This window comes from Flavobacterium gelidilacus DSM 15343 (assembly GCF_000422685.1).
GTDB lineage: Bacteria > Bacteroidota > Bacteroidia > Flavobacteriales > Flavobacteriaceae > Flavobacterium > Flavobacterium gelidilacus.
The window spans coordinates 77,619-102,724 of sequence record NZ_AUGN01000001.1 but is presented as its reverse complement, the minus strand read 5'-3'; the positions used below and the strand labels follow the sequence as shown (position 1 = coordinate 102,724).

Below are 25,106 nucleotides of genomic sequence, written 5' to 3'. Positions count from 1 at the left end.
CTAATAAAGACCCATTCAATTATTAAATTTACATTATGAAAAATAAAAAATTTAAATTATGAAAATAGAACAAATTTATACAGGATGTATCTCACACGCTGCGTATTACATCGAAAACAATGGTGAAGCTGCCATTTTTGATCCTTTAAGAGAAGTACAACCTTATATCGACAGAGCTATAAAAGACAATGCAAAAATTAAATATATTTTTGAAACGCATTTTCATGCTGACTTCGTTTCAGGTCATATTGATTTAGCTAAGAAAACAGGTGCTGAAATTATTTTTGGACCAACCGCTAAATGTGGTTATGAATGCACAACTGCAGAAGACAATCAAGAATATAAAGTTGGAAATTATACCATAAAAGTAATTCACACTCCAGGTCATACATTAGAAAGTACTTGTTACTTAGTCTCTGATGAAAACGGAAAAGCACATGGAATTATTACAGGTGATACTTTATTTATTGGTGATGTTGGACGTCCTGATTTAGCACAAAAGGTAGTTGCTGATCTAACGCAAGATAAATTAGCTGGTTATTTATATGATTCTCTTCGCAACAAAATTATGCCTTTACCGGATGATTTAATTGTATATCCAAATCACGGTGCAGGAAGTGCTTGTGGTAAAAACATGAGTAAGGAAACTACTGATACCTTAGGAAATCAAAAGAAAACCAATTATGCACTTCGTGCTGATATGACAAAAGAAGAATTTAAAGCTGAATTGTTAGATGGATTAACTCCTCCTCCAGCCTATTTTCCTCAAAATGTTATGATGAACATTAATGGGTATGAAAGTTTAGATAGCATTATGACTAAAGCATTTAAACCATTATCTCCAAAAGAATTTGAAGCCGTTGCAAATCAAACTGAAGCTTTAATTTTAGATGTTAGAAATGAGAACGATTATGTTTTAGAACATGTCCCAAATTCAATTTTCATTGGTATTGATGGTGGATTTGCTCCTTGGGTTGGTGCTTTAATTAAAGATGTAAAACAACCTATTTTATTGGTTACTTCCAAAGGTAGAGAAGAAGAAACTATAACTCGATTATCTCGTGTTGGTTTTGACAATACTTTAGGATACTTAGAAGGTGGCTTAAAAGCATGGAAAGAAGCTGGTTTTGAAGTAGACTCAATAGAATCTGTTTCTTCAGAAGAATTTGCTAAACATTATAAAGAAATGCCTGTAATAGATGCAAGAAAGCCTTCTGAATTTTCTGCAGAACATGTTGATAACGCAATTAATATCCCTTTAGACTATATAAACGATCATTTAGCCGAAGTGCCAAAAGATGAAACTTTTTATGTACACTGTGCTGGTGGATATCGTTCAGTGATTTGGGCTTCTATTTTAAAAGCAAGAGGGTATCACAATATGATAAATGTAGAAAAAGGCATGTCTGGTATTAGAAATACAGATGTACCTTTAACAGATTACGTTTGTCCAAGTACCTTAAAATAATATTATTTTAAAATAAAAAATTAAGAATCAGGTTAATTGCCTGATTTTTTTTGTGAAAAGTTTAGAATTATAAACTATAAAAATTACAATTTTTTAAATACATTTGCCAAAAATTATAACAAATAAAAAATGAAAAAAATCGCATTAATAGTATTTGCTGCATTATCAGTAATGTCTTGTAAAAAAGAAGGTTATGAAATTAGTGGAATAGCAAAAGGGGTAGAAAATGGTAAAAAAGTTTTCTTAGAAACTCAAAGTGAAACTGGACCAGCTACTCTTGATACAGCAGTTGTTGAAAGTGAAAAATTTAAATTTGACGGAAAATTAAAAGAAGGTGTTGAATTAGCTTTCGTTAGAATTGAAACCTTAAACGGATCTGTACCTATGATTCTTGAAAATGGTGACATATCTGTTGAATTTAACAAAGATACTATTCAAAACTCAAAAATTGGTGGAACAAAAAATAATGATATATTTCAATCATATAATAACGAATCACAAGTTATTTATAAAAAAATGATGAAATTTCAGGAAGCAAATCAACAAAAGATGATGGCTGCTCAACAAGCTCAAGATACAGCAACTGTTAATGTTTTAATGAAAGATTTTAATAAATTTCAGGATGACATGAATGTTCAATCAAAAGCGTTTATAAACAAAAACCCTGATGCATTTATCTCTGCTTTATTGTTAGAAAATTTCTTAATGAGAAATTATTTAACTCCAGAAGAAGTAAAAGCATATTATGAAAAGCTAGACAAAAGTATTGTTGACACGAAAAGTGGTAAAAATATTAAAAAAATGTTAGATGCAATGACCTCTGTTAATGTTGGAAGTATTGCTCCTGATTTCTCTGCTCCATCTCCTGATGGAAAAATGATTTCTTTAAAAGAATCTATGGGTAAAGTTACTTTAATTGATTTTTGGGCTTCTTGGTGTGGACCATGTCGTCAAGAGAATCCAAATGTTGTAGCTATGTATAATGAGTTACATGAAAAAGGATTAAATATTATTGGTGTTTCTTTAGATAAAGAAGGAGATTCTCAAAAATGGAAAGATGCTATTGCAAAAGATGGTTTAACTTGGAATCATATTTCAAATTTAAAACATTGGAAAGAACCAATAGCAGAACAATATAATGTAAAATCTATTCCAGCTACTTTCTTATTAGATGCTTCAGGTAAAATTGTTGCAAAAGACTTAAGAGGTGAAGAATTAAAAGCTAAAGTTAAAGAACTTTTAGGAGTTCAATAGTCCTTAGAAACCTAACTATTTATAAAATTCCCATTGTATTTATATGCAATGGGAATTTTTATTTATTTCATTTTCAAACGCTTATAAAATAAGTTGAATTTTGTTATAAAAAATGTTTGTATACATCAAAAACTATTCTATATTTGCACCCGTTAAGGCACTAAAGCATGGGAATGGGGAGATACTCAAGCGGCCAACGAGGGCAGACTGTAAATCTGCTGTGAAAACTTCGCAGGTTCGAATCCTGCTCTCCCCACAAAAAAAGCAACTCAATTGAGTTGCTTTTTTATTTTAAATCTTTAAAAGAATTTATTCTAAAACAAATGTAACCGATACATTTGAAATTATTTCAATTTCACCTACTGCTAAAGTTTCTCTTGAAAAAGCATCGCTTTCCATTGCCATCGTTTTCATTGCTCCTCTATACAAAGGTTGTGGATAGTTTGTTTGAGAATTATCACTAATCAAAACTACTTTTCCTAATTTTTGTCCTACTAAAACCGAAACATAATCTTCTGCTTTTGATTTTGCATCTAACAAAGCGTTTTTACGAGCTTGTTTTTCTAATTCCTTAATTTTAGATGACATAAATTCGACTCCTTGAATTCCGTTTATACCAGTTTCAACTAAATCCATCATTAAAGCATCGTATTTAGATAAATCTTTTAAGTGAATAGTTATCGTTTGATTGGCGACATAACTCTTTTTCTTTGAAGTATAATCATAGTTTTGATATAAGTTCATGCGTTGCGTTTGAAAGTCTTTAATATCAATCCCTTTGCTTTTAATTAACTTCAAAACTTTATCAGCAACAATATCATTTGCTCTTTTTGCTTCTGCAGCTTCTTTTGAAGTATTTTCTATAGAAACTGTAATCATTGCTTCATCTGGAACGACTTTTATCTTTCCTTCACCTGAAACAGAAATTTGTGGGACTTGTTTTACTTCTTGAGCAAACAGTATACTTGTGGACATAACTAATAATAAGATTATTTTTTTCATGATGTTTTTTTTTAATACAATTTCAAATTGCATGCCAAAATTATAATTTATTCGTTTTGTGTAAATAAAAAAGTATTACTATTGGAATAGCCAATAGAATTACCATTTGGGTATTGTCAATAAGCATATGAGGTTCTTTTGCTAAAGTTATAATATAACCTGCTATTGCACCTCCAAAATGTGCTGTATGTCCAATATTATCGCGCTTAGCTTTCATTCCATAGATAGAATACAATAAATAGCCTATTCCAAAAATATAACCTGGAATTCCAATTGGAATAAAAAACAAGTATAAATCCATTTCAGGATATAAAAGAATCGCACTGTATATTATTCCAGTTACCGCACCAGAAGCTCCAACTGCTCTATAACTGTACTCATCTTTGTGAAAATAGTAGGTTAATAAACTTCCACCAACTAAACTACCAAAATAAATGTATAAAAACCACAAATCATTAAATTGATTTAAGATTATAGGCGCAAAAAAATACAAAGTCAACATATTAAAAGCCAAATGTGCTATATCAACATGAAGAAAGCCTGAAGTAAGCATTCTAATTTGTTCTCCAGCCTTTATACTTCCAATATGAAATTCATATTTTCTAAAAAATAATTGATCGCTAAATCCTTTAAAACTTACAATTGCATTTGCAGCAATAATTGTGATCAGTAATATATCCATTAATTTGGTTTTTTGTAAATGTAAAAAAATTGATGTAATGCTATACTATAATTTATAAGTATATTTGTAAAAATTTTAAAGAATGCAGTTATTAATTTTTATTATTTTCTACCCAATTTTATGGTTGATTTCTATATTGCCTTTTAGGTTATTGTATTTATTATCTGACTTTGTATACTTTATCGTATATCGAATTATAAAATATAGAAAAAGTACAGTAAGAGAAAATTTAGCCTTAGCATTACCTCACTTATCTAAAGAAGAAAGAGATATCATCGAAAAAAAATTCTTTAAACATATGTGTGATATGTTTTTAGAAATGATTAAAACACTTTCAATTTCAAAAAAAGAGATGGATAAACGGTTTAAATTTACCAATATTGAAGTCTATCATAATTTAGAAAAAAAAGGAAAAAGCATAGCTCTTTTATGTGCACATTATGCTAGTTATGAATGGGTTGTTTCTATGAATCATCAAATTACTTTTAAAGGTTATGGAATTTATAAAAAAATTGCCAATAAGTATTTTGACAGATTAGTACACGATATTCGTTCAAAATTTAAAGCAAATTTAATAACTACAAAAGAAACAGCTTCAGTTATTGATGAAAATAATAGAAAAGGCATTTTGAGTATATATGGCTTTGCTAGTGATCAATCACCAAAAATTGATAAAGCCTTGCATTGGTGTAAGTTTATGGGAATTGAAACACCTGTACATACTGGTGCTGAATTTTTATCAAAACGCTATGATATGAATGTCATATTTCTCAGAACCAAGAAAGTAAAAAGAGGTTATTATGATGGAACTTTTGAATTAATGGCAGAAAATCCTAAAGAAACCAAACGTTTTGAAATTACTGATGATTATATAAGTAGAGTAGAAAAACAAATTTATGAAGCGCCCGAATTTTATTTATGGACACATAAACGTTGGAAACATAGAAGATAAAATTAAAACTTAAACAACTCTTCTACAAAATCATGATCACTGGAAACATTTCCGTTAAAATCAAATTCATTTGTTTTTGAATTGTAGCTATAGTCTTTTGACCATTCTTTATGGTTTTGTGCTAACTCTTTAATGCTATCACAAACCATTTGAATTTCTTCTGTAGTTGTTGTTGGGTGAATTGACATACGAATCCATCCTGGTTTCTGAATTAAATCTCCAGAAGCTATTTGACAAACCAAATTATTTGAAGTTTCTTGGTCAACATGCAATAAATAATGTCCGTAAGTTCCAGCACAACTGCAACCACCACGGCTTTGAATTCCGAATCTATCGTTTAATAATTTTACTCCTAAGTTAAAATGTAAGTCATCAATATAAAAAGAAAAAACCCCTAATCGTTCTTTTTGATCTTTGGCTAAAATGTTAATATTTTCAATATCACCTAAACTTTCAAAAACATACTCAACAATTTCGTGTTCTCTTTTCAAAATATTTTGAATACCCATTTGATCTTTCAACTGAATGGCTAAAGCTGTTTTAATAACTTGAAGAAAACCTGGAGTTCCACCATCTTCTCTATCTTCAATATTATCAATATATTTATGTTCTCCCCAAGGATTTGTCCAAGAAACAGTTCCTCCACCAGGACAATCGGGAACATTGTTTTTATATAAGTTCTTACTAAAAAGCATAGCTCCAGAAGTACCAGGACCTCCTAAAAATTTATGTGGTGAAAAGAAAATAGCATCTAAATAACATTCTTTATCGTCTGGATGCATGTTTATTTCAACATAAGGTCCAGAACAGGCAAAATCTACAAAACAAACACCATTATTTTGATGTATTAATTTAGCTACCTCATAATATGGAGTAATAATTCCCGTCACGTTTGAACAAGAAGTAATTGAGGCAATTTTAAAACTTCTTTCTTTATATTGCTCCAATAATTTATTAAATTCTTTAAGACAAAACAAACCCTCTTTATCTGCTGGAATAATAACTACGTCTGCAATCGTTTCTAACCAAGAAGTCTGGTTAGAATGATGTTCCATATGCGAAATAAAAACCACTGGTTTAATAGCATCTGGAATTATTGTATATTCTTTTAGATTTTCAGGAATTCTTAATCCAAGGATACGTTGTAATTTATTGACGACACCAGTCATTCCAGTTCCAAAATTAATTAGAACATCATCTTCATTAGCATTAACGTGTTTTTTAATGATATTTTTTGCTTTGTGATAAGCAATAGTCATTGTTTTTCCAGTAACAGATGTTTCGGTATGAGTATTAGCTACAAAAGGTCCAAAATCATTGCTTATTTTCTCTTCAATTGGTCGATATAATCGTCCACTTGCAGTCCAATCTGTATAAATGATAGGTTTTTTTCCAAAAGGAGTTTCAAATTGTTGATTAATTCCAATAATATTTTTTCTAAATTTTTGGAAATATTCTTCTAATTGAGTTTTGTTTTGAATAGCATTCATAGTAGATTGTTTTTACAAAAATAAGATATAATTAAGTAATACTATATAATTTCCATAAAAAAACCTTCATTATGAAGGTTTTTATATATTGTTTATGCTAATGCAAATTATTTTATAAATTCAATTTGTTGTTGTTGTTCAATGTTGACACTGTCAAAAAAGCCTTGCTCACTCATCCAGTCATCACTAAATACTTTACTCATGTATCTTGAACCATGATCTGGAAAAATAACAACAATATTGCTATTTTCATCAAATTCTCCTTCTAGATCATACTGTTTGACAGCTTGTAAAGCTGCACCTGAAGTATATCCTACGAATAAACCTTCTGTTTTAGCTAATTCTCTTGCTGTATGTGCACTTTCTTCATCAGTAACTTTCATAAATTTGTCAATTACATCAAAATCAGTTGCTGTTGGGATTAGATTTTTACCTAAACCTTCTATTCTGTATGGATAAATTTCATCGTTATCAAATTCTTTTGTTTCATGGTATTTTTTTAATACTGAACCAAAAGCATCAACTCCTAAAATAGAAATTTTTGGGTTTTTCTCTTTTAAATACTTAGCAATTCCAGAGATAGTTCCTCCTGTTCCACTACAAGCTACTAAATGTGTAATTTGTCCTTTAGTTTGTTCCCAAATTTCTGGACCAGTTGAGTTATAATGTGCATCAATATTCAATTGATTGAAATATTGATTGATATAAACAGAACCTTTTGTTTCTTCGTGCAAACGTTTTGCTACACTATAATAAGAGCGCTCATCATCAGCAGATACATTTGCTGGACAAACATAGACTTTTGCTCCCATTGTTCGCAGCATGTCTATTTTATCCTTTGAAGATTTTGAACTAACAGCTAGGATACAATTATATCCTTTTATGATACTTACCATAGCAATACTAAAACCAGTGTTGCCAGAAGTAGTTTCAATTATAGTGTCACCTGGAGTCAATATGCCTTTCTTTTCAGCTTCTTCGATAATGTATAAAGCAATTCTATCTTTAGAAGAGTGACCAGGATTAAAGGCTTCTACTTTTGCGTAAAAATTACCCTTTAAATTTTTTGTTATTTTATTAAGCTTAATAAGAGGTGTATTCCCAATAAGTTCTAAAACATTATTGTAAGCGTTTATTTGTTCTTTCATAAATATTATGTTAGTCAAGGTAAACTTTTTTATAGATTTTTTTGACAACCTTATAACCTTGCAAATTTATAAAAATTTTTTATTATTTCTCAATTCCTTCTAAATTTAATAGAAAACTAAATTCTTTTGCGGTCTCTTTTAACTGTTCAAATCTTCCTGAAGCACCACCATGACCTGCATCCATATTAGTATTTAGCAATAAAATATTTTTATCAGTTTTTTTTGTTCGTAACTTAGCTACCCATTTGGCAGGTTCCCAATATTGCACTTGAGAATCGTGTAAACCCGTAGTTATTAACATATTAGGATAATCTTGTGCTTTTACGTTATCATATGGTGAATAAGACTTCATATAGTCATAATACTCTTTATCATTTGGATTTCCCCATTCGTCATATTCTCCAGTGGTTAATGGAATAGATTCGTCTAACATAGTTGTTACTACATCCACAAAAGGAACTTGTGCTATGACACCATTGTATAATTCAGGTGCGATATTTACTACAACTCCCATTAGCAAACCGCCAGCTGAACCTCCTTCTGCATATAAATGCTTAGGTGAAGTGTATTTTTGACCTATTAAATATTTTGAACAATCTACAAAATCGCTAAACGTATTCATTTTTTTTAATAATTTTCCATTTTCATACCACTCTCGACCTAAATCTTCTCCACCTCTAATGTGTGCTATAGCGTAGATAAATCCTCTATCTAAAAGGCTTAAACGAGTTGTTGAGAAATAAGCATCCATGGAATAACCGTAAGAACCATAAGCGTATTGCAAAACTGGATTTTCTCCATTTTTTTTCATCCCTTTTCTATAAACTAATGAAATCGGAATTTTTGTTCCGTCTTTTGCTGTAGCCCAAATTCTTTCTTCTACATAATTATCTTTATCAAATTTTCCTCCTAATACTTCTTGCTCTTTTAGTATTTTTTTCTCTTTAGTTTTCATGTTGAAATCTATTACTGAAGAAGGAGTTGTTAGCGATTGATAACCGTAACGAAGTATATTTGTGTCAAAATCTGGATTCGTTGTTGTATAAGCTGTATATGTTTCACTTTCAAAAGGTAAATAGTATGCTCCTACTCCACTCCAAGGCCTAATTTGAATTTTATGTAAGCCGTCCGTTCTTTCTTCAACTACTAAATAATCCTTAAAAATATCGATTCCTTCTAATAAAGTTTCCTTTCTATGCGGAATAACATCTGTCCAGTTTTCTTGTAAAGTATTGTTTTCGTTCGTTTTCATCAACTTAAAGTTTGTTGCCTTATCTTTATTTGTCACGATATAAAAACTATCCCCAAAATGAGAAATACTGTATTCTAAACCTCGAACTCTTTTTTGAAAATACCTGAATTTTCCTGTTGGATTGTCTGATTCTAATATTTGATATTCATTAGTTAATGTACTTGATGATCCAATAACTAAATATTTCTTTGATTTCTCTTTGTAAACAAAAGTATTGAATGTATCGTCCTTTTCTTCGAAAACCAAAATATCATTTGAAGAATTAGTGTTTATTGTGTGACGGTAAATTTTATCAGATCGCAATGTTTTTAAATCATTTTTTACATAAAAAATAGTTTTATTATCACTTGCCCATGTAGCTCCTCCACTACAATTTAATATTTTTTCAGGAAGAATCTCGTTAGTTTCCAAATTCTTGACTTGGATCGTATATTGTCTTCTTGATACTAAATCAATACCAAAAGAAACCCATTTATTATCTTCACTTACACTCAATCCACTTAAACTGAAATAAGAATGACCTTTGGCCATTTCATTGCAATTAAAAATAACTTCTTCTTTAGCTTCTAAACTACCTTTTTTTCTAGAGTATATTGGATAATCTTTTCCTTTTTCAAAACGAGTCATATAATAATAACCATTATAAAAATAAGGAACAGACTCATCATCTTCTTTTATTCTTGACTTCATTTCTTCGAATAAGTCTTTCTGGAAAGCTTTAGTATGAGCCGTTATTTTATCATAATATTCATTTTCTTTAGTCAAGTAGTCAATAACTTCTGGATTTTCTCTGTCATTTAACCAATAGTAGGGATCATTTCTTTTATCACCATGTTTTTCTAAAATCGTATCCTTTACTTTTGCCATAGGAGGCGCAATGTTCTGACTCATTTTTGATTCTTTATTTTTTTTACAAGAAGTTGCAAAAATAAGGCATAATGCAACAATAAATAGATTATTTTTCATGTTTTTTAGATTGATTTTCAGATGCAATTTACTAATTTTGTTCTTTAATCAATAAATAAATTATTAACAATGTTTGGAGATATGATGGGAATGATGGGTAAACTTAAAGAAACCCAACAAAAAGTAGAAGAAACTAAAAAAAGATTAGACCACGTTTTAGTAGATGAACAAAGCAATGATGGTTTTTTAAAAGTCACTTTAACAGCAAATAGAACGATCAAAAATGTGTCAATTAGCGATGATTTAATGGCTGATAAAGAAATGTTGGAAGACTATTTAATAACTGTTTTCAACAAAGCCATTGAAAAAGCAACAAACGTAAACGAAACAGAATTAGCTGCTGTAGCTAAAGAAGGCATGCCTAATATTCCAGGAATGGATATGTTTGGATAAAACAAAAAATCCCAAAAGTCATTTACTAGAAATGACTTTTGGGATTTTTATAGTAAAAGTACTTAAAAATGAAACTTACTCAAAGTTTCTTTTACGTAAGTATGCATAACTTCTTTATAATCTAAATGGGTCACAATTCTTAATTTACCATGTCCCATTGAGCTAATATGAATGTTTTTTTGTTTTAATTTTTCTAAAAACAGCTTCTCATCAATAGCTTTATGTAAGTTAAAAATTATAATGTTTGTTTCAACAGGCTCAACGTTTTCAATCCAAGAAAATGAAAGTAATAATTCTTCTAACTCTTTGGCTTTTTTGTGATCTTCTTCTAAACGAGTCACGTTATTTTCTAAAGCATATAATCCTGCTGCAGCTAAATAACCAGATTGACGCATATTTCCTCCAAATATTTTTCGGATTCTTAAGGCACGTTTCATATCCTCTTTAGAGCCTAATAAAACAGAACCAACTGGTGCGCCCAAACCTTTTGAAAAACACACAGAAATTGTGTCAAATAATTTCCCAAACTCCTTAGGATGTTGTTTTTTGGCTACGATTGCATTCCATAAACGAGCACCATCTAAATGATATTTCAAATTATTGTCGTCACAAACTTGCTTTATTTTTTGAAGTTCTTTCAACTCATAACAAGCACCACCTCCTTTGTTTGTAGTGTTTTCAAGACTTACTAAAGATGTTAAAGGGGCGTGATAAAATTCAGGATCATTAATTCCGTTTTTAACTAAATCCGCTGTTATTAAACCTCTTTTTCCATCAAGTAAATTACATGAAACACCACTATTAAAAGAGGCTCCACCACCTTCATAATGATAGATATGCGAATATTTATCACATACAACTTGTTCACCTGGATTGGTGTGTAATTTTATAGCAGTCTGGTTTGCCATAGTTCCCGAAGGAAAAAACAGCGCAGCTTCCATACCAAATAAATCAGCTACTGTTTCTTCAAATAGATTTACAGTAGGGTCTGATTTATAGACATCATCACCAACTTTTGCATTAAACATTTTTTGTAACATTCCAACACTTGGTTTTGTTACGGTATCACTTATTAAATTTATTTCCATAGAATCAAAAGGAATCACTATTTTTGTGTTACAAAATTACATAAATTATGATAAATACAGAACATGTAAAGGATATTATTAATCGCCTTGGTGCGTTAAGGAGGTATCTTTGACGTCGATAGGAAATTAATTGAGATCACTAACGAAGAAGAAAAAACATTTGCACCTGACTTTTGGAATAACGCCAAAGAGGCAGAAATTGTTGTAAGAGACTTACGCTCAAAGAAAAAGTGGGTGGAAGATTACACGAAAGCTGTTGATATGAATGAAGAACTTCAAATTATGTTGGATTTTCACAAAGAAGGTGAAATGACAGATGAAGAAGTTGAATCATATTATGATGAGTTAATCGCTCATATTGAAGAAATTGAATTTAGAAACATGCTTTCTGATGAAGGTGATAGTCTAAGTGCAGTACTTCAAATTACAGCTGGTGCTGGTGGTACAGAGAGTTGCGATTGGGCTGCCATGCTTATGCGTATGTATATGATGTGGGCCGAAAAGCAAAAATTTAAAATCAAAGAATTAAATTATCAAGAAGGTGATGTTGCTGGAATAAAAACCGTAACCTTAGAAATCGAAGGAGATTTTGCATTTGGATATTTGAAAGGTGAAAATGGAGTACATAGGTTAGTCCGTATTTCTCCCTTTGATAGCAATGCCAAACGTCATACCTCTTTTGCTTCGGTTTATGTTTACCCTTTGGTGGATGATACTATTGAAATTGAAATCAATCCAGCTGATATTGAAATCACAACAGCTCGTTCAAGCGGTGCTGGTGGTCAAAATGTGAATAAAGTAGAAACGAAAGTTCAGTTATTTCACAAACCATCTGGAATTCAAATTCAGTGTTCTGAGACACGTTCGCAACACGACAATCGTAATAGAGCTATGCAAATGTTAAAGTCACAGTTGTACGAAATTGAACTAAAAAAACAATTAGAACAACGAAGTGATATAGAAGCTGGTAAAATGAAAATTGAATGGGGTTCTCAAATAAGAAATTACGTGATGCAACCTTATAAATTGGTAAAAGATGTAAGAACTGGAGCAGAAACAAGCGATGTTGATGGAGTAATGAATGGAGATATTGATAAATTCTTGAAAGCCTATTTAATGTTAATGGGACAAAAAGAAGAAGAATAAAACTCCAAATAAATAATTCAAAAAACCTTTCTTAACTGAAGGGTTTTTTATTTTTACAACAACTGTTAAAAATTATAAAAATTCATTCCTATTTAAATACTTTTCATATATTTAGCTGTGAATTAAAATATTTATGGGAAGTCTAAAAAAATTATTGAATAAACCTTCACTTACAAAGGAAAAATCACTAAAAACTTTAGTGGAAAATAGAACTATCTATTCGCTAAATAATTGCGAATTGAATTTATTTGAAACTTATGAAACTTCACAAAAAGTTCCTTTAAAATTCAATGATTTAGTAGTGACTAGTATGCTACGCGGTAAAAAAGTAATGCATTTGTTTGATGATCCTGAATTTGATTATTTACCTGGTGAAACCGTTCTGATTCCTTCCAACGTAGAAATGAAAATTGATTTTCCTGAAGCTTCAAAAAACAATCCGACACAATGTTTAGCTCTAGCAATTGATCAAATGAAAATTCAAGAAACATTGAGCTTTTTAAATGAAAGATACCCTAAAGATGGAAAAGGTAATTTTTGGAAATTAGACCATGAAAATTATTTCTTTTATAACAATTTAGAACTCAGCACCACTATCAATAAATTGATAAAAGAATGCATGAGTACTTCAATTACAAAAGATGCTTTGGCAGATTTGACTTTACAAGAACTTTTAGTAAGAATTATTCAATCGCAAAATGTAAGAGCCATCGAAACCAATACAGTTATAGATATTAATAATCCTATTGTACCTATAATGGAATTTATTAGGAGTAATATTCGCGAAAATTTTAATTTAAAGGAATTAAGTGATAAAGCCTGTATGAGTTCGACTTCATTCTACCGTTTCTTCAAAAGAGAGTTGGGTATGAGTCCTGTTGAATTCATTCTAAATGAAAAAATAAAGTATGCTAAATCTTTATTGAAAAACCCAAAACTGCAAATCAATGAAGTTTGTTTTGAATCTGGTTTTGATGATTGTAATTATTTTATTCGTTTGTTCAAAAAGCATGAAGGCATTACACCAAAGCAATACCAACTTTTATATATTAATTAGTCTTCTAAATAAGTCAAAGGTTCTAAATTAGTAGCTTCTTCCTCCGTAAATAATCTGGAATGAATAATAAATCTTTTCCCGTAAGGTATTTCTAGAGAAAAGCTTGCTCCTCTTCCTTCCACTACATCTAATGTTAAATGGGTGTGTTTCCAATATTCAAATTGATCTTTGCTCATCCAAAACTTACAATTTTCAACACTTCCCAAGCAAACATCACTATTTCCAATTTTAAAATCGCCTAATTCAAAACACATAGGTTGTGAACCATCACAACAACCTCCACTTTGATGAAACATTAAGTCGCCATTTCTATCTTTAAGTTGTGCTATTAATTCGTTGGCTTTTTCTGTACTTTCTATTCGTTTAATCATACTTTTACTAAATTAAAAAACCTAACAGCTATAAAACTGCTAGGTTTTGTTATGAAATTAATTATCTACTAAAAGAAACCTAACTTATTTTTATCATAAGAAATAAGCATATTTTTAGTATTTCTATAATGATCTAACATCATTTTGTGGTTTTCACGACCAAATCCTGATTTTTTATAACCTCCAAATGGGGCATGTGCTGGATATGCATGGTAATTATTTACCCAAACTCTACCTGCTTCAATAGCTCTAGGCACTTGATACAATTCGTGAGCATCTCTTGTCCAAACTCCTGCACCTAATCCGTATAAAGTGTCGTTTGCAATTTCGATAGCTTCTTCAACCGTTTTGAAAGTTGTTACACAAACTACAGGTCCAAAAATCTCTTCTTGAAAAATTCTCATCTTGTTCGTTCCTTTAAAAACTGTTGGTTGAATATAATATCCTGTACTTAATTCTCCTTCTAAATGATTTACTTCACCACCTACTAAAAGTTCAGCACCTTCTTCCTTACCAATTTTTAAATAGGATTGAATTTTTTCATATTGATCATTTGAAGCTTGAGCTCCCATCATAACCGTTGGATCTAAGGGATGACCAATTTTAATTGCCTTGACTCTTTCAATAACCCTTGTCATGAATTTATCATAAATATCTTCCTGAACTAAAATTCTTGAAGGACAAGTACAAATTTCACCTTGGTTTAAGGCAAACATTACTGCTCCTTCAATCGCTTTATCAAAAAATGCATCATCTTGTGCTGCTACTGAACTGAAGAAAATATTTGGTGATTTTCCACCCAATTCCATTGTTGCTGGAATAATATTTTCTGAAGCATATTGTAAAATTAAACGTCCAGTTGTAGTTTCTCCTGTAAAAGATACTTTCTTAATTCTTGGAGAAGAAGCCAAAGGTTTTCCAGCTTCAATTCCGAATCCGTTTACTATATTGATTACTCCAGGAGGCAATACATCTTTAATTAAATCCATAAAAACCAATATAGAAGTAGGAGTTTGTTCTGCTGCTTTTACGACTGTACAATTTCCCGCTGCAATTGCTGGAGCCATTTTCCAAGTTGCCATTAGTAAAGGAAAATTCCAAGGAATAATTTGAGCTACAACCCCTAAAGGTTCGTGTAGACAAATACTAACCGTATGTTCATCATGTTCAGAAATTGTTCCTTCATCTGCACGAATTACTCCTGCAAAATATCTAAAATGATCTATACATAAAGGTAAATCCGCAGCCATAGTTTCTCTTAATGCCTTACCATTATCAATAGTTTCTACAGTCGCTAAATATTCTAAATTCGCTTCCATAATATCAGCGATTTGATTCATCACTTTACTTCTGTAAGCTGGAGATGCTTTTCCCCATGTTTTGAAAGCTTCTTCAGCCGCATCAATAGCTAAATCAACATCTTCCATGGTAGATCTAGCCACTTTTGTAAATGCTTTTCCGTCTATAGGTGATATATTGTCGAAATATTCTCCTTTGACTGGAGGAACAAATTTTCCACCAATAAAATTATCATACTTTTCTTGAAATTTTGGTCTTTCGGTTATTTTACTCATAATTTATGATTTTTTAGTTTTTTCAAAGTTACTTGTATTACTTCATAAAAAATAGCACAAATCGTTCAATAAATAGCATTAATTTATCATTATGATAAATTTAACAACTTTTTTTTAAATTATAAATAATTGAAATAGATAAAAATTGTTTTTTATTAATTGAAAAGAATTAAATGAATTTGATTAATTTAGCAATTCTAAAAACAACACTAGTAAATGGATTTAAATTTCAACAAAAACGAAGACCACAATAAATTATTAGTTTCTGATATGAAACGTAAACTAACGCAAGTAAAATTGGGTGGTGGACAAAAACGTATTGATAAATTACATGCTGAAGGTAAAATGACAGCTCGTGAACGAATCAATTATTTATTAGATGAAAAATCTAAAAGTATTGAAATCGGAGCTTTTGTTGGAGAAGGAATGTATGAAGAACATGGTGGTTGTCCTTCTGGAGGAGTAGTAATTAAAATTGGTTATGTTTCAGGAAAACAATGTATCGTAGTAGCAAATGACGCTACAGTAAAAGCTGGTGCTTGGTTTCCAATTACAGGAAAAAAGAACCTTCGTGCGCAAGAAATTGCTATGGAAAACAGATTGCCAATTATTTATTTAGTGGATTCTGCTGGAGTTTATTTGCCTTTACAGGATGAAATTTTTCCAGATAAAGAACATTTTGGTAGAATTTTTAGAAATAATGCCATAATGAGTAGCATGGGAATTACCCAAATCGCTGCTGTAATGGGTAGTTGTGTTGCTGGTGGTGCGTATTTACCTATCATGAGTGATGAAGCTTTAATCGTTGATAAAACAGGAAGTATTTTCTTAGCAGGAAGTTATTTAGTAAAAGCCGCAATCGGTGAAACTATTGATAATGAAGCTCTTGGTGGAGCAACAACGCATTGTGAAATTAGTGGTGTGACAGATTTTAAAGCCAAAGATGATAAAGATGCTTTAGACAGAATAAAAAGTATAGTTGGAAAAATTGGTGATTATGATAAAGCAGGTTACAATCGTGTAAAAGCGCAAAAACCAGCTTTAGAGCCTAAAGATATTTACGGAATTTTACCAAAAGCCCGTAACGAACAATATGATATGATGGAAATCATCAATCGTTTGGTAGATAATTCAGAATTTGATGAATACAAAGCCGGTTACGGACAAACTTTAATTACAGGTTATGCTAGAATTGAAGGTTGGGCAGTTGGAATAGTAGCTAATCAAAGAAAAGTTGTTAAAACAACAGCTGCCAAAACGAAACCAAGTGAAATGCAATTTGGTGGTGTAATTTATTCAGATTCAGCAGATAAAGCCACTCGTTTTATTGCGAATTGTAACCAAAAGAAAATTCCGTTAGTCTTCTTGCAAGATGTAACTGGATTCATGGTTGGAAGTAAATCAGAACATGGAGGAATCATTAAAGATGGTGCCAAAATGGTAAATGCAGTTGCCAATTCGGTTGTGCCAAAATTCACGGTTGTAGTTGGAAATAGTTATGGTGCAGGAAATTATGCTATGTGTGGAAAAGCATATGATCCTAGATTAATTTTTGCTTGGCCTAGTGCTGAATTAGCTGTAATGGGTGGAACTCAAGCAGCAAAAGTATTAGCGCAAATTGAAGCTTCTTCACTAAAAAAACAAGGAAAAGTAGTTGATGAAAAAGTGGAACAAGAATTATTTGATAAAATTAAAGCACGTTATGACGAACAAGTTTCACCTTATTATGCAGCTTCACGTTTATGGACAGACGGAATAATTGATCCATTAGACACAAGAACTTGGATTTCTATGGGAATTGAAGCAGCAAACCATTCTCCGATTGAGAAAAAGTTTAATTTAGGTGTGATTCAAGTTTAATACTAAGTCAAAATTATTGTATAAAATCCATTGAAATTTCAGTGGATTTTTCTTTTTTAGAAAGTATATTTGCCAAATGATTAACCATAAATTTCAACCTTTCAAAACTAATATTTCGGGAATTTCTTTACCTGAAAAATTTACGTTTCCATTTTATTATGAACCTCATGAATTTAGTGTCATTGCTTCCAATGAATTACAAAATTATTTAGAAAATCAAACCGATTTTGAACATAATTTTGGATTAGATGCAACTCAAAAAGGTTTAGTAATTGGAAAAATGTTTGGGATTTTAATTTGCCAAAATGAAGTTGGAGAAATCGGACAATTATGGGCTTTTTCTGGAAAATTAGCTGATTCAAATCATCATGAAAAATTTGTTCCAACAATTTATGATATGTTGGATGAAAAAGGATTTTATAAAATTGGTGAAAACGAACTAAATCAAATCACAAAGCAAATTGAAGGTTTAGAAAATTCAGATGAATATAAAAATGCTCTTCAAAATTTAGAAAACACTAAAACAGAAGCTTTCAACGATATTCAAAACCAAAAGAATAACATCAAAGTTCAGAAAAAGTTGCGTGATGAAATTCGTAAATCAGAAACATTTAATGAAGAAGAACTAAAAGAAGCCAGCAAACAAGAAGGAATTCTGTTAAAAAAAATGACACAATTCTGGAATTACAAAATTGAAGCTTCACAAAAAGATTTTGACATAATAAATTCAAGAATTGAATCTTTAAAATTAGATAGAAAACAAAAATCTGCTGATTTACAACAAAGGCTTTTCGCTGAATATGCATTTCTAAATCAATATGGAAAACTCAAAAGTATTGGAGAAATTTTTGAAGAAAATCCACCAGCTGGTGCAGGAGAATGTGCTGCTCCAAAATTACTGCATTATGCTTTTGCCAATGAATTAAAACCAATAGCAATGGCTGAATTTTGGTGGGGAAAATCACCCAATTCCGAAATCAGAAAACACAAACAATTTTATCCTGCTTGTAAAAGCAAATGTGAGCCTATTTTAATGCAACACATGTTGGAAGGTTTAGAAATGGAACAAAATCCTTTTGAACAAAATCCAGCAGAAGGAAAGGATATTTCAATTATTTATGATGATGACTATTTAGTTTTAATCAACAAACCAGCTGAATTCTTATCTGTTCCTGGAAAACAAATAAAAGATTCAGTTTATCAAAGAGTTAAAGATTTATATCCAAATGCAACCGGACCATTAATTGTCCATCGTTTAGACATGTCAACTTCTGGAATTATGATTTTAGCTAAAAACGAAGATGTTTACAAAGAGTTGCAAAGTCAGTTCATAAAAAGAACAATTAAGAAAAGATATGTTGCTCTTTTAGACGGAATTATTGAAGAAAATGAAGGATTTATTGATTTTCCCTTACGCGTTGATTTAGACGATAGACCAAGACAATTAGTTTGCTACGAACACGGAAAAAAAGCGCAAACCAAATGGCAAAAAATTGAAGTTAAAGACAACAAAACTAAAGTTTATTTTTATCCCATTACAGGAAGAACGCATCAATTGCGAATACACGCTTCACACGAATTAGGCTTAAAAACTCCAATTGTTGGTGATGATTTATATGGAAAAAAAGCAAACAGATTGCATCTTCATGCTGAACAATTGACTTTTGTGCATCCAATTTCTAAAAAAGAAATGAGTTTTACGGTTGAAGCTGATTTTTGATTATTAGATTGTTCGATTTATAGATATTTCGAATAATCTAACTTTCAAATAATCGATTAATCGACTAAATCATTATATTTGAATTTTAAAATCCAATCATGAAGAAACTAATCCTTCTTACTTTATTATTCAGTCTTTTTCGAACAAATGCACAAAATTTTACTCGTAGAGATTCACTTCAAGGTGGAATGCGTTTTGAACGTTCTTGTTATGATGTGCAACGATATGATTTGAATATCAAAATAAATCCAGCAGAAAAAAGCATTGTTGGTTATAATGAAGTTACGTTTGATGTCCTTCAAAATACAAAAAAGATTCAATTGGATTTATTTGAAAACATGACTATTGATTCAATCGTTTTCAACAAACAAAAATTGACTTATAAACGAGATAATGATGCTGTTTTTATCAACTTTCATTCAGAATTAGCTCAAAATACCTCACAAAAGTTACGTTTTTACTATTCTGGAAAACCTATAATTGCTAAAAATGCTCCGTGGGATGGTGGTTTTGTATTCAAAAAAGATAGTAATGGAAAAGATTTTATTGCAGTTGCTGTTCAGGGAACTGGTGCAAGTTTATGGTATCCTGTGAAAGATTCACAAACAGATGAACCAGACAAAGGTGCAACAATAAAAGTCGCTCTTCCAAATGGTTTAATGAATGTATCAAACGGAAGATTCAAAGGTCAAGAAGATTTAAAAAATGGTTATACTCGTTGGGATTGGGAAGTTATAAATCCAATAAACACCTACTCTATTACGGTGAATATTGCTGATTATGTTCATATTCATGATAATTTAAATGGTTTAGATTTGGATTATTATGTTTTACGTGAAAATGAGGAAAAAGCAAAAATTCACTTTGAAGCTGATGTAAAGCCTATGATGAATTGTTTTCAAGAGAAATTTGGACAATATCCATTTTATGAAGATGGTTACAAATTAGTAGAAACTCCTTATTTAGGAATGGAACATCAAAGCGCTGTAGCTTATGGAAATAAGTTCAAAAAAGGCTACATGGGTAGAGATTTATCTGGAACCGGAATTGGATTATCCTTTGATTTTATAACAATTCACGAAACTGGTCACGAATGGTTTGGAAACAGCATTACAAGTAAGGATATTGCTGATATGTGGATTCATGAAGCCTTTACAACTTATTCAGAATCAGTATTTTTAGAATGTACAAAAGGGTATGAAGAATCTCAAAAATACATCAACGGTCAATCTAAAAATGTTTTGAATGACAGACCTGTTATTGGTTTTTATGGTGTGAATAAAGAAGGTTCTGGAGATATGTATTATAAAGGAGCATTGATGTTAAATACGTTGCGACATATTACTAATAATGACTCAAAATGGTGGGCTATGTTGTTAAAATATTCAAACACTTACAAAAAGCAAATTATTGATACTAAAACGGTTATTGATTTCTTTAGCGAAGAATTAGGTCATGATATGACTCCTTTTTTTAATCAATATTTGAAACACACTACAATTCCAGTTTTAGTGTTGAAAAAACATAAAAATACTTTCAAATACAAATGGCAAACCGATGAACCAAATTTCGAAATGCCAGTTGAAATAGAAATAAACGGAGTAAGAAAACGAGTTTTAGTGACTAGTGAATACCAGATTTCACCAATTCCGGTTCTTTCGATTCCAGATGAAATTAAAGTAAGAACTGATAAATATTATATTAAGGTTTATTAAAAGATTGAAAGATTGAAAGATTTATAATTATAAAATTTGACCACTAAACCACCGATGCAATTAACTCACGATACTACAAGTTTCAAAAAACAAAAATTTCCTATTATTGTTTTATGTGAAAATGTAACTAATGCTCCAAATATTGGTTCTTTATTTAGAATTTGTGATGCTTTTGGAATTCAAGAAATTGTTTTTAATGGTGATGAATCATCCATTATTTCTCGTAAGATGAAAAAAACTTCAAGAGCTACTGAAAAATATGTATCTTATAAATTCATTACCAATATTGAAGCTTATCTTTTAGAAATGAAGCAACAAAATCAGATAATCGCTTTAGAAATAACAAATAATAGTAAATCCATCCAAAAACAAAAATTTGATTTTAGTAGTCCAATTATTCTAGTAATTGGCGATGAAAACTTTGGAGTTTCAGAAAATACATTAAAACATTGTAATGAGGTAATTCATATAGATATGTTTGGCGAAAATTCTAGTATGAATGTTGTTCAAGCTGCAAATTTTGCACTTTATGAGATTACTAAACAATGTCAAGATATTAATAAATGGTAAGAAGTATAATTGTCTTTCTATTTTCAATAACACTTTTAATTTCTTGTAAAAGTACTTACTCAGAAATTGGAGATAAAGAAGCTAATTTTATTCCATATTACTTAAAAGTCTATGAAGCAGATAGTTTATATTATGCTTGTAATTATACAAAGTATAAAACGGAATTAGAAGATTTGTTTCATAAATATGAACCCATAAACATTATGTCCTATTTTGAATATGAAAAATATGTTAAAACATTAATAATAATTGACAATGACAAAAAATATAAAAAAGAACTTGAAAACTTAATTTCAAATTTTGGATACAAAAAGGATGATTTGCTAAAAGATTCAATCTTTTCAATTGCTTTTAACAATAACAGTTTTGATTTAAACCATATAAAACAATTAGAAAAAAAATATGAAACTCGATTAGATTCAGATTTTATTAAAGAATTAAAAATAATAGAATTTAATGATCAAGAAGTTAGAAATAGACAAAATATTACTTTTGAAGAAAGTGTACCATTAATGAAAGAAGTTGACAAAACTAATGACTCGATAATCAAAAATTATATTTTACGAAATGGTTTTCCTTCTCAAAAAGTAATAGGAAAATTTTCGTTAGATATTTTATTTAATCATTTTAGTTATAACGGCTCATATGATTTTTATAAAGAAACATTGCCTAAATTTATTATAAATGGAACTTGTAATCCAAGAATATATTCATCATTGATAGACAGATGGTCTTTAATAAATAAAGGAGAACCTTTATATTATATTACTTGGATTGACAAATTAAAATCAATAGTAAATGACACAAAGAAAATAGACCAAATTAACTTTGAAAGAAAAAAAATTGGCTTACCTTCTATTGAACAAGAAAAAAATATGTTAGAAAGATTAAATAAAGTTCCTACGAATTAAAATTTGAAATTATTTTTATTAAAAAAATTAAACCAAACTTTCTTTTCGAATAATCTTACCTGTTGCAGTATCTTTAAATTTATTTACAAAAATAATTTCTTTTGGTTTTTCATATTTATCTAAGCTTTCAATTTTACTCAAATCAATAGTTTCTTCTTTTCCTTCAACAACTAAAACTAAATGTTCTCCTAGTTCTTTATCAGGTTTACCCATTACAAAAAAGCGATTCTTTATAAAAGGCAACATTTTAGCTTCAATTTGCTCTGGAATTAATTTAATTCCACCACTATTTATAACATTATCAAACCTACCTAAAAATACAAATTTATTTTCAGAAATTAATTCAACAATATCGTTGGTATGAATTATTTCATCAGAAATAGCTGAAGCATGAATTAATAAACAATTATTTTTGTCTTGAGATAAAACTACATTTGGCAAGGTTGTAAAGGCTTTTTCTCCCATTTTTCTAGCAGCAATATGTGTTATGGTTTCTGTCATTCCATAAGTTTCATATATACTTGCTTTTATAGGTTTTAATACTTTTTCCAAAGCGGAAGAAACAGCTGAACCACCAATAATAATAGTTTTAAAATTATGTAATAAGTCAATAGAATTCATGGCCTGAAGCGGAACCAAAGCTGTAAAATCATATTGTTTATCTATCAGTTCAAGTGGATGTGAACTTGGAGCCACAAAATCCATTTCTAAACCTAAAATGAAGGCACGAATAAACATCATTTTACCAGCTACATATTTTACCGGTAAACAATTTAAAATAGTATCACCAGCTTCTAAACCAAAGAAATCACCTGTAGCTAAAGCCGAATTAACCATGGCTTGCTTTTCAACTCGAATTGTTTTTGGTTTTCCGGTCGAACCCGAAGTTTTTATTTCTATAAACTCTTTTCCATCAAACCAATCCAAAATAAAATCACCTACTGGTTTTTCAAAATCTTCTCCTTCTTTAATAAAACTATAAGCTACACGACATAAATCTTCGGCATTCAAATGAAAACCATTTAACTTAAACTTGTTGTGAACGTTGTGATAATTTGGTATATATTTTGACATCTCTATGTAATTTAATTTGTTGGTTCTTGACTTTGCGCTGATGTATTTCCTATTAATTTGTCTTTCCAATTAGTCCATTTATACAGTTTTGTGAAAAGAAATAATAATGCAATATAAAAAATAATGGGCATAAAAATCTCATAACCAACTTCTGGTTTTGACAAATCTTTAAAAATAGCATTAGTTCTTAAAACACTATAATCTGAAGTTATTAAAAGTGCCGAAACTAAATTATTGGCAGCATGAAACCCTAAAGCTAGTTCAGTTCCTTCATCCATTAAAGTAAGAATTCCAAGAAACAAACCTGTACCTATATAATAAACCATAATAATTGGTCCCATTTCAGCTACTTCAGGATTAAACCAGTGCATTCCACCAAAAATAACAGAAGTCATAACTAAAGGAAACCATTTATTTCGGGATAAATTATAAAACCCTTGCATCAAATAACCTCTAAAAATTAATTCCTCAGTACTTGTTTGTATAGGAATCAATAAAACAGCAATGACTGATAAAATAAGGAAAGGAACTAAGTTGAACTGTAATTCAATTTCAGCATCACCTGAAAAATAAGAAATTAAAATGAGTGAAATTGAAATAATAGCCCATACTGAAAAAGCTACAAAAAAACGTTTCCAATCTATTTTTTTTCTTGAAGTTATAATGTCTTTAAAACTTTGGTTGTGAAATTTTTTGACTACAAAATACAATCCAAAAAGGGCAAACAAAAAAGAAACGAGCATCAAAAATAAAAAAAGATTAGAATCAAACATTGAATATAAATCCTTTTCTGTTGAAGGAAGTGCTTTTTTATTTACAAAAACCTCGTAAAGCATTGCTACTAGAATAGGAACTTGACCAACAATTGATGCTATAAATACTAGTAAAGAACCCAATAAATATTTCCAAAATTCATTTTCTTTTTTATCTCCTTGTGCAATAAACATAGTATTATTTTTATTTTTGTCTAAATTAGTATTTTTTACTGAAAAATTCATTTAAAAAAGCAAATCATGATAAAAATTTACCATAATCCAAGATGTTCAAAATCGCGTGAAGGTCTATTAGAATTAGAAACGCTAAATCAACCTATTGAAATTATCAAATATTTAGATAACCCTATTTCAAAAGAGGAATTACAAGACATCCTTAAAAAACTGAATTACAAACCCATAGAATTAGTAAGGAAAAATGAACCCATTTGGAAAGAGCAATATAAAGACTTAAAACTATCAGATGATGCAATTATAAATGCCATGATAGAACATCCAAAATTAATAGAGCGTCCAATCATTATAAAGAACAATAAAGCTATTATTGCCCGACCAAAAGAAAAAATTAAGGAAATTCTATAGTTTATTTAACAAACTTTTGTGATTTGTAGCTTAAACCAAAAGGTATTTTTGCAGTCTT

General features: G+C 30.0%; 22 protein-coding genes and 1 tRNA gene. 13 read left to right on the top strand and 10 right to left on the bottom strand.

The genetic code is table 11. The features are described from left to right. Positions 1 to 58: 58 nt before the first annotated feature. The 3 genes from G507_RS0100420 (at position 59) to G507_RS0100410 (ending at position 2,978) form a co-directional block, all read left to right on the top strand. Entirely contained in the window at positions 59 to 1,468 is a 1,410-nt protein-coding gene (locus G507_RS0100420) for an MBL fold metallo-hydrolase (protein WP_026715626.1), read from the top strand. Positions 1,469 to 1,597: 129 nt separating this feature from the next. After that, complete coding sequence (locus G507_RS0100415) at positions 1,598 to 2,722, top strand: TlpA disulfide reductase family protein (RefSeq protein WP_026715625.1); 1,125 nt, start codon at positions 1,598 to 1,600, stop codon at positions 2,720 to 2,722. A 175-nt stretch (positions 2,723 to 2,897) separates the two neighbouring features. Then, a tRNA-Tyr gene (locus tag G507_RS0100410) sits at positions 2,898 to 2,978 on the top strand. A gap of 53 nt (positions 2,979 to 3,031) precedes the next feature. On the opposite strand, the gene G507_RS0100405 is transcribed toward G507_RS0100410, so the two are convergent. Both G507_RS0100405 and G507_RS0100400 read right to left on the bottom strand, forming a co-directional pair. Further along, positions 3,032 to 3,724 (bottom strand): SIMPL domain-containing protein, encoded by a 693-nt coding sequence (locus G507_RS0100405; RefSeq protein WP_026715624.1) that lies wholly within the window; start codon positions 3,722 to 3,724, stop codon positions 3,032 to 3,034. 40 nt (positions 3,725 to 3,764) lie between these two features. Next, entirely contained in the window at positions 3,765 to 4,406 is a 642-nt protein-coding gene (locus G507_RS0100400) for a rhomboid family intramembrane serine protease (RefSeq protein WP_026715623.1), read from the bottom strand. A gap of 82 nt (positions 4,407 to 4,488) precedes the next feature. Between G507_RS0100400 and G507_RS0100395 the strand changes: the two genes are divergently transcribed. Next, a complete protein-coding gene (locus G507_RS0100395; RefSeq protein WP_026715622.1) occupies positions 4,489 to 5,358 on the top strand; it encodes a lysophospholipid acyltransferase family protein in 870 nt (289 codons plus the stop codon). A 2-nt stretch (positions 5,359 to 5,360) separates the two neighbouring features. On the opposite strand, the gene G507_RS0100390 is transcribed toward G507_RS0100395, so the two are convergent. The 3 genes from G507_RS0100390 to G507_RS0100380 all read right to left on the bottom strand — a co-directional run bounded on the left by G507_RS0100390 (position 5,361) and on the right by G507_RS0100380 (position 10,214). Beyond that, complete coding sequence (locus G507_RS0100390) at positions 5,361 to 6,848, bottom strand: aminotransferase class V-fold PLP-dependent enzyme (RefSeq protein ID WP_026715621.1); 1,488 nt, start codon at positions 6,846 to 6,848, stop codon at positions 5,361 to 5,363. A gap of 107 nt (positions 6,849 to 6,955) precedes the next feature. Beyond that, positions 6,956 to 7,996, bottom strand: coding sequence for a cysteate synthase (capA, locus tag G507_RS0100385; RefSeq protein WP_026715620.1), 1,041 nt, complete (start codon positions 7,994 to 7,996; stop codon positions 6,956 to 6,958). Between the two features lie 82 nt (positions 7,997 to 8,078). Next, positions 8,079 to 10,214, bottom strand: coding sequence for a S9 family peptidase (locus tag G507_RS0100380; RefSeq protein WP_026715619.1), 2,136 nt, complete (start codon positions 10,212 to 10,214; stop codon positions 8,079 to 8,081). A 69-nt stretch (positions 10,215 to 10,283) separates the two neighbouring features. Between G507_RS0100380 and G507_RS0100375 the strand changes: the two genes are divergently transcribed. After that, on the top strand, positions 10,284 to 10,607 hold the full coding sequence (locus tag G507_RS0100375; RefSeq protein ID WP_026715618.1) for a YbaB/EbfC family nucleoid-associated protein: 324 nt from the start codon (positions 10,284 to 10,286) through the stop codon (positions 10,605 to 10,607). Positions 10,608 to 10,669: 62 nt separating this feature from the next. Here G507_RS0100375 and G507_RS0100370 read toward each other — a convergent pair whose 3' ends face one another. After that, a complete protein-coding gene (locus tag G507_RS0100370; RefSeq protein ID WP_026715617.1) occupies positions 10,670 to 11,695 on the bottom strand; it encodes a threonine aldolase family protein in 1,026 nt (341 codons plus the stop codon). A gap of 47 nt (positions 11,696 to 11,742) precedes the next feature. Here G507_RS0100370 and prfB point away from each other — a divergent pair. Both prfB and G507_RS0100360 read left to right on the top strand, forming a co-directional pair. After that, a protein-coding gene (gene prfB, locus G507_RS0100365) for a peptide chain release factor 2 (protein WP_157496447.1) occupies positions 11,743 to 12,841 on the top strand; the annotation gives its coding sequence in 2 pieces (ribosomal slippage) (positions 11,743 to 11,805 and positions 11,807 to 12,841; 1,098 coding nt in all). Between the two features lie 133 nt (positions 12,842 to 12,974). Then, positions 12,975 to 13,898, top strand: coding sequence for an AraC family transcriptional regulator (locus G507_RS0100360; RefSeq protein ID WP_026715615.1), 924 nt, complete (start codon positions 12,975 to 12,977; stop codon positions 13,896 to 13,898). On the opposite strand, the gene G507_RS0100355 is transcribed toward G507_RS0100360, so the two are convergent. Beyond that, positions 13,895 to 14,269, bottom strand: a complete 375-nt coding sequence (locus G507_RS0100355; protein WP_035665311.1) for a DUF779 domain-containing protein — start codon at positions 14,267 to 14,269, stop codon at positions 13,895 to 13,897. The two genes, G507_RS0100360 and G507_RS0100355, sit on opposite strands and share 4 nt — an antisense overlap. 68 nt (positions 14,270 to 14,337) lie before the next feature. Beyond that, positions 14,338 to 15,843, bottom strand: a complete 1,506-nt coding sequence (locus tag G507_RS0100350) for an aldehyde dehydrogenase family protein (protein ID WP_026715613.1) — start codon at positions 15,841 to 15,843, stop codon at positions 14,338 to 14,340. A gap of 216 nt (positions 15,844 to 16,059) precedes the next feature. Here G507_RS0100350 and G507_RS0100345 point away from each other — a divergent pair, with 216 nt between their 5' ends. The 5 genes from G507_RS0100345 to G507_RS0100325 all read left to right on the top strand — a co-directional run bounded on the left by G507_RS0100345 (position 16,060) and on the right by G507_RS0100325 (position 22,619). Continuing rightward, entirely contained in the window at positions 16,060 to 17,703 is a 1,644-nt protein-coding gene (locus tag G507_RS0100345) for an acyl-CoA carboxylase subunit beta (protein ID WP_026715612.1), read from the top strand. A 76-nt stretch (positions 17,704 to 17,779) separates the two neighbouring features. Then, on the top strand, positions 17,780 to 19,423 hold the full coding sequence (locus G507_RS0100340) for an RluA family pseudouridine synthase (protein WP_026715611.1): 1,644 nt from the start codon (positions 17,780 to 17,782) through the stop codon (positions 19,421 to 19,423). Positions 19,424 to 19,521: 98 nt separating this feature from the next. Continuing rightward, entirely contained in the window at positions 19,522 to 21,138 is a 1,617-nt protein-coding gene (locus G507_RS0100335; protein ID WP_026715610.1) for a M1 family metallopeptidase, read from the top strand. A 54-nt stretch (positions 21,139 to 21,192) separates the two neighbouring features. Further along, the gene (locus G507_RS0100330; RefSeq protein WP_026715609.1) at positions 21,193 to 21,708 is read left to right on the top strand and encodes a TrmH family RNA methyltransferase; all 516 of its coding nucleotides are present in this window, start codon (positions 21,193 to 21,195) and stop codon (positions 21,706 to 21,708) included. Continuing rightward, a complete protein-coding gene (locus tag G507_RS0100325) occupies positions 21,702 to 22,619 on the top strand; it encodes a hypothetical protein (RefSeq protein WP_026715608.1) in 918 nt (305 codons plus the stop codon). The genes G507_RS0100330 and G507_RS0100325 overlap by 7 nt, the downstream gene beginning before the upstream one ends. 27 nt (positions 22,620 to 22,646) lie before the next feature. Here the strand turns inward: G507_RS0100325 and G507_RS0100320 are convergent, their stop codons facing one another. Both G507_RS0100320 and G507_RS0100315 read right to left on the bottom strand, forming a co-directional pair. Beyond that, positions 22,647 to 23,693 carry an AMP-binding protein gene (locus G507_RS0100320; RefSeq protein ID WP_026715607.1) on the bottom strand — a complete coding sequence of 349 codons (1,047 nt, stop codon included), beginning with the start codon at positions 23,691 to 23,693 and terminating at the stop codon, positions 22,647 to 22,649. A gap of 11 nt (positions 23,694 to 23,704) precedes the next feature. Next, the gene (locus G507_RS0100315) at positions 23,705 to 24,691 is read right to left on the bottom strand and encodes a CPBP family intramembrane glutamic endopeptidase (protein ID WP_342662419.1); all 987 of its coding nucleotides are present in this window, start codon (positions 24,689 to 24,691) and stop codon (positions 23,705 to 23,707) included. A 15-nt stretch (positions 24,692 to 24,706) separates the two neighbouring features. Between G507_RS0100315 and arsC the strand changes: the two genes are divergently transcribed. After that, on the top strand, positions 24,707 to 25,048 hold the full coding sequence (gene arsC / locus G507_RS0100310) for an arsenate reductase (glutaredoxin) (protein ID WP_026715605.1): 342 nt from the start codon (positions 24,707 to 24,709) through the stop codon (positions 25,046 to 25,048). Positions 25,049 to 25,106: the final 58 nt, after the last annotated feature.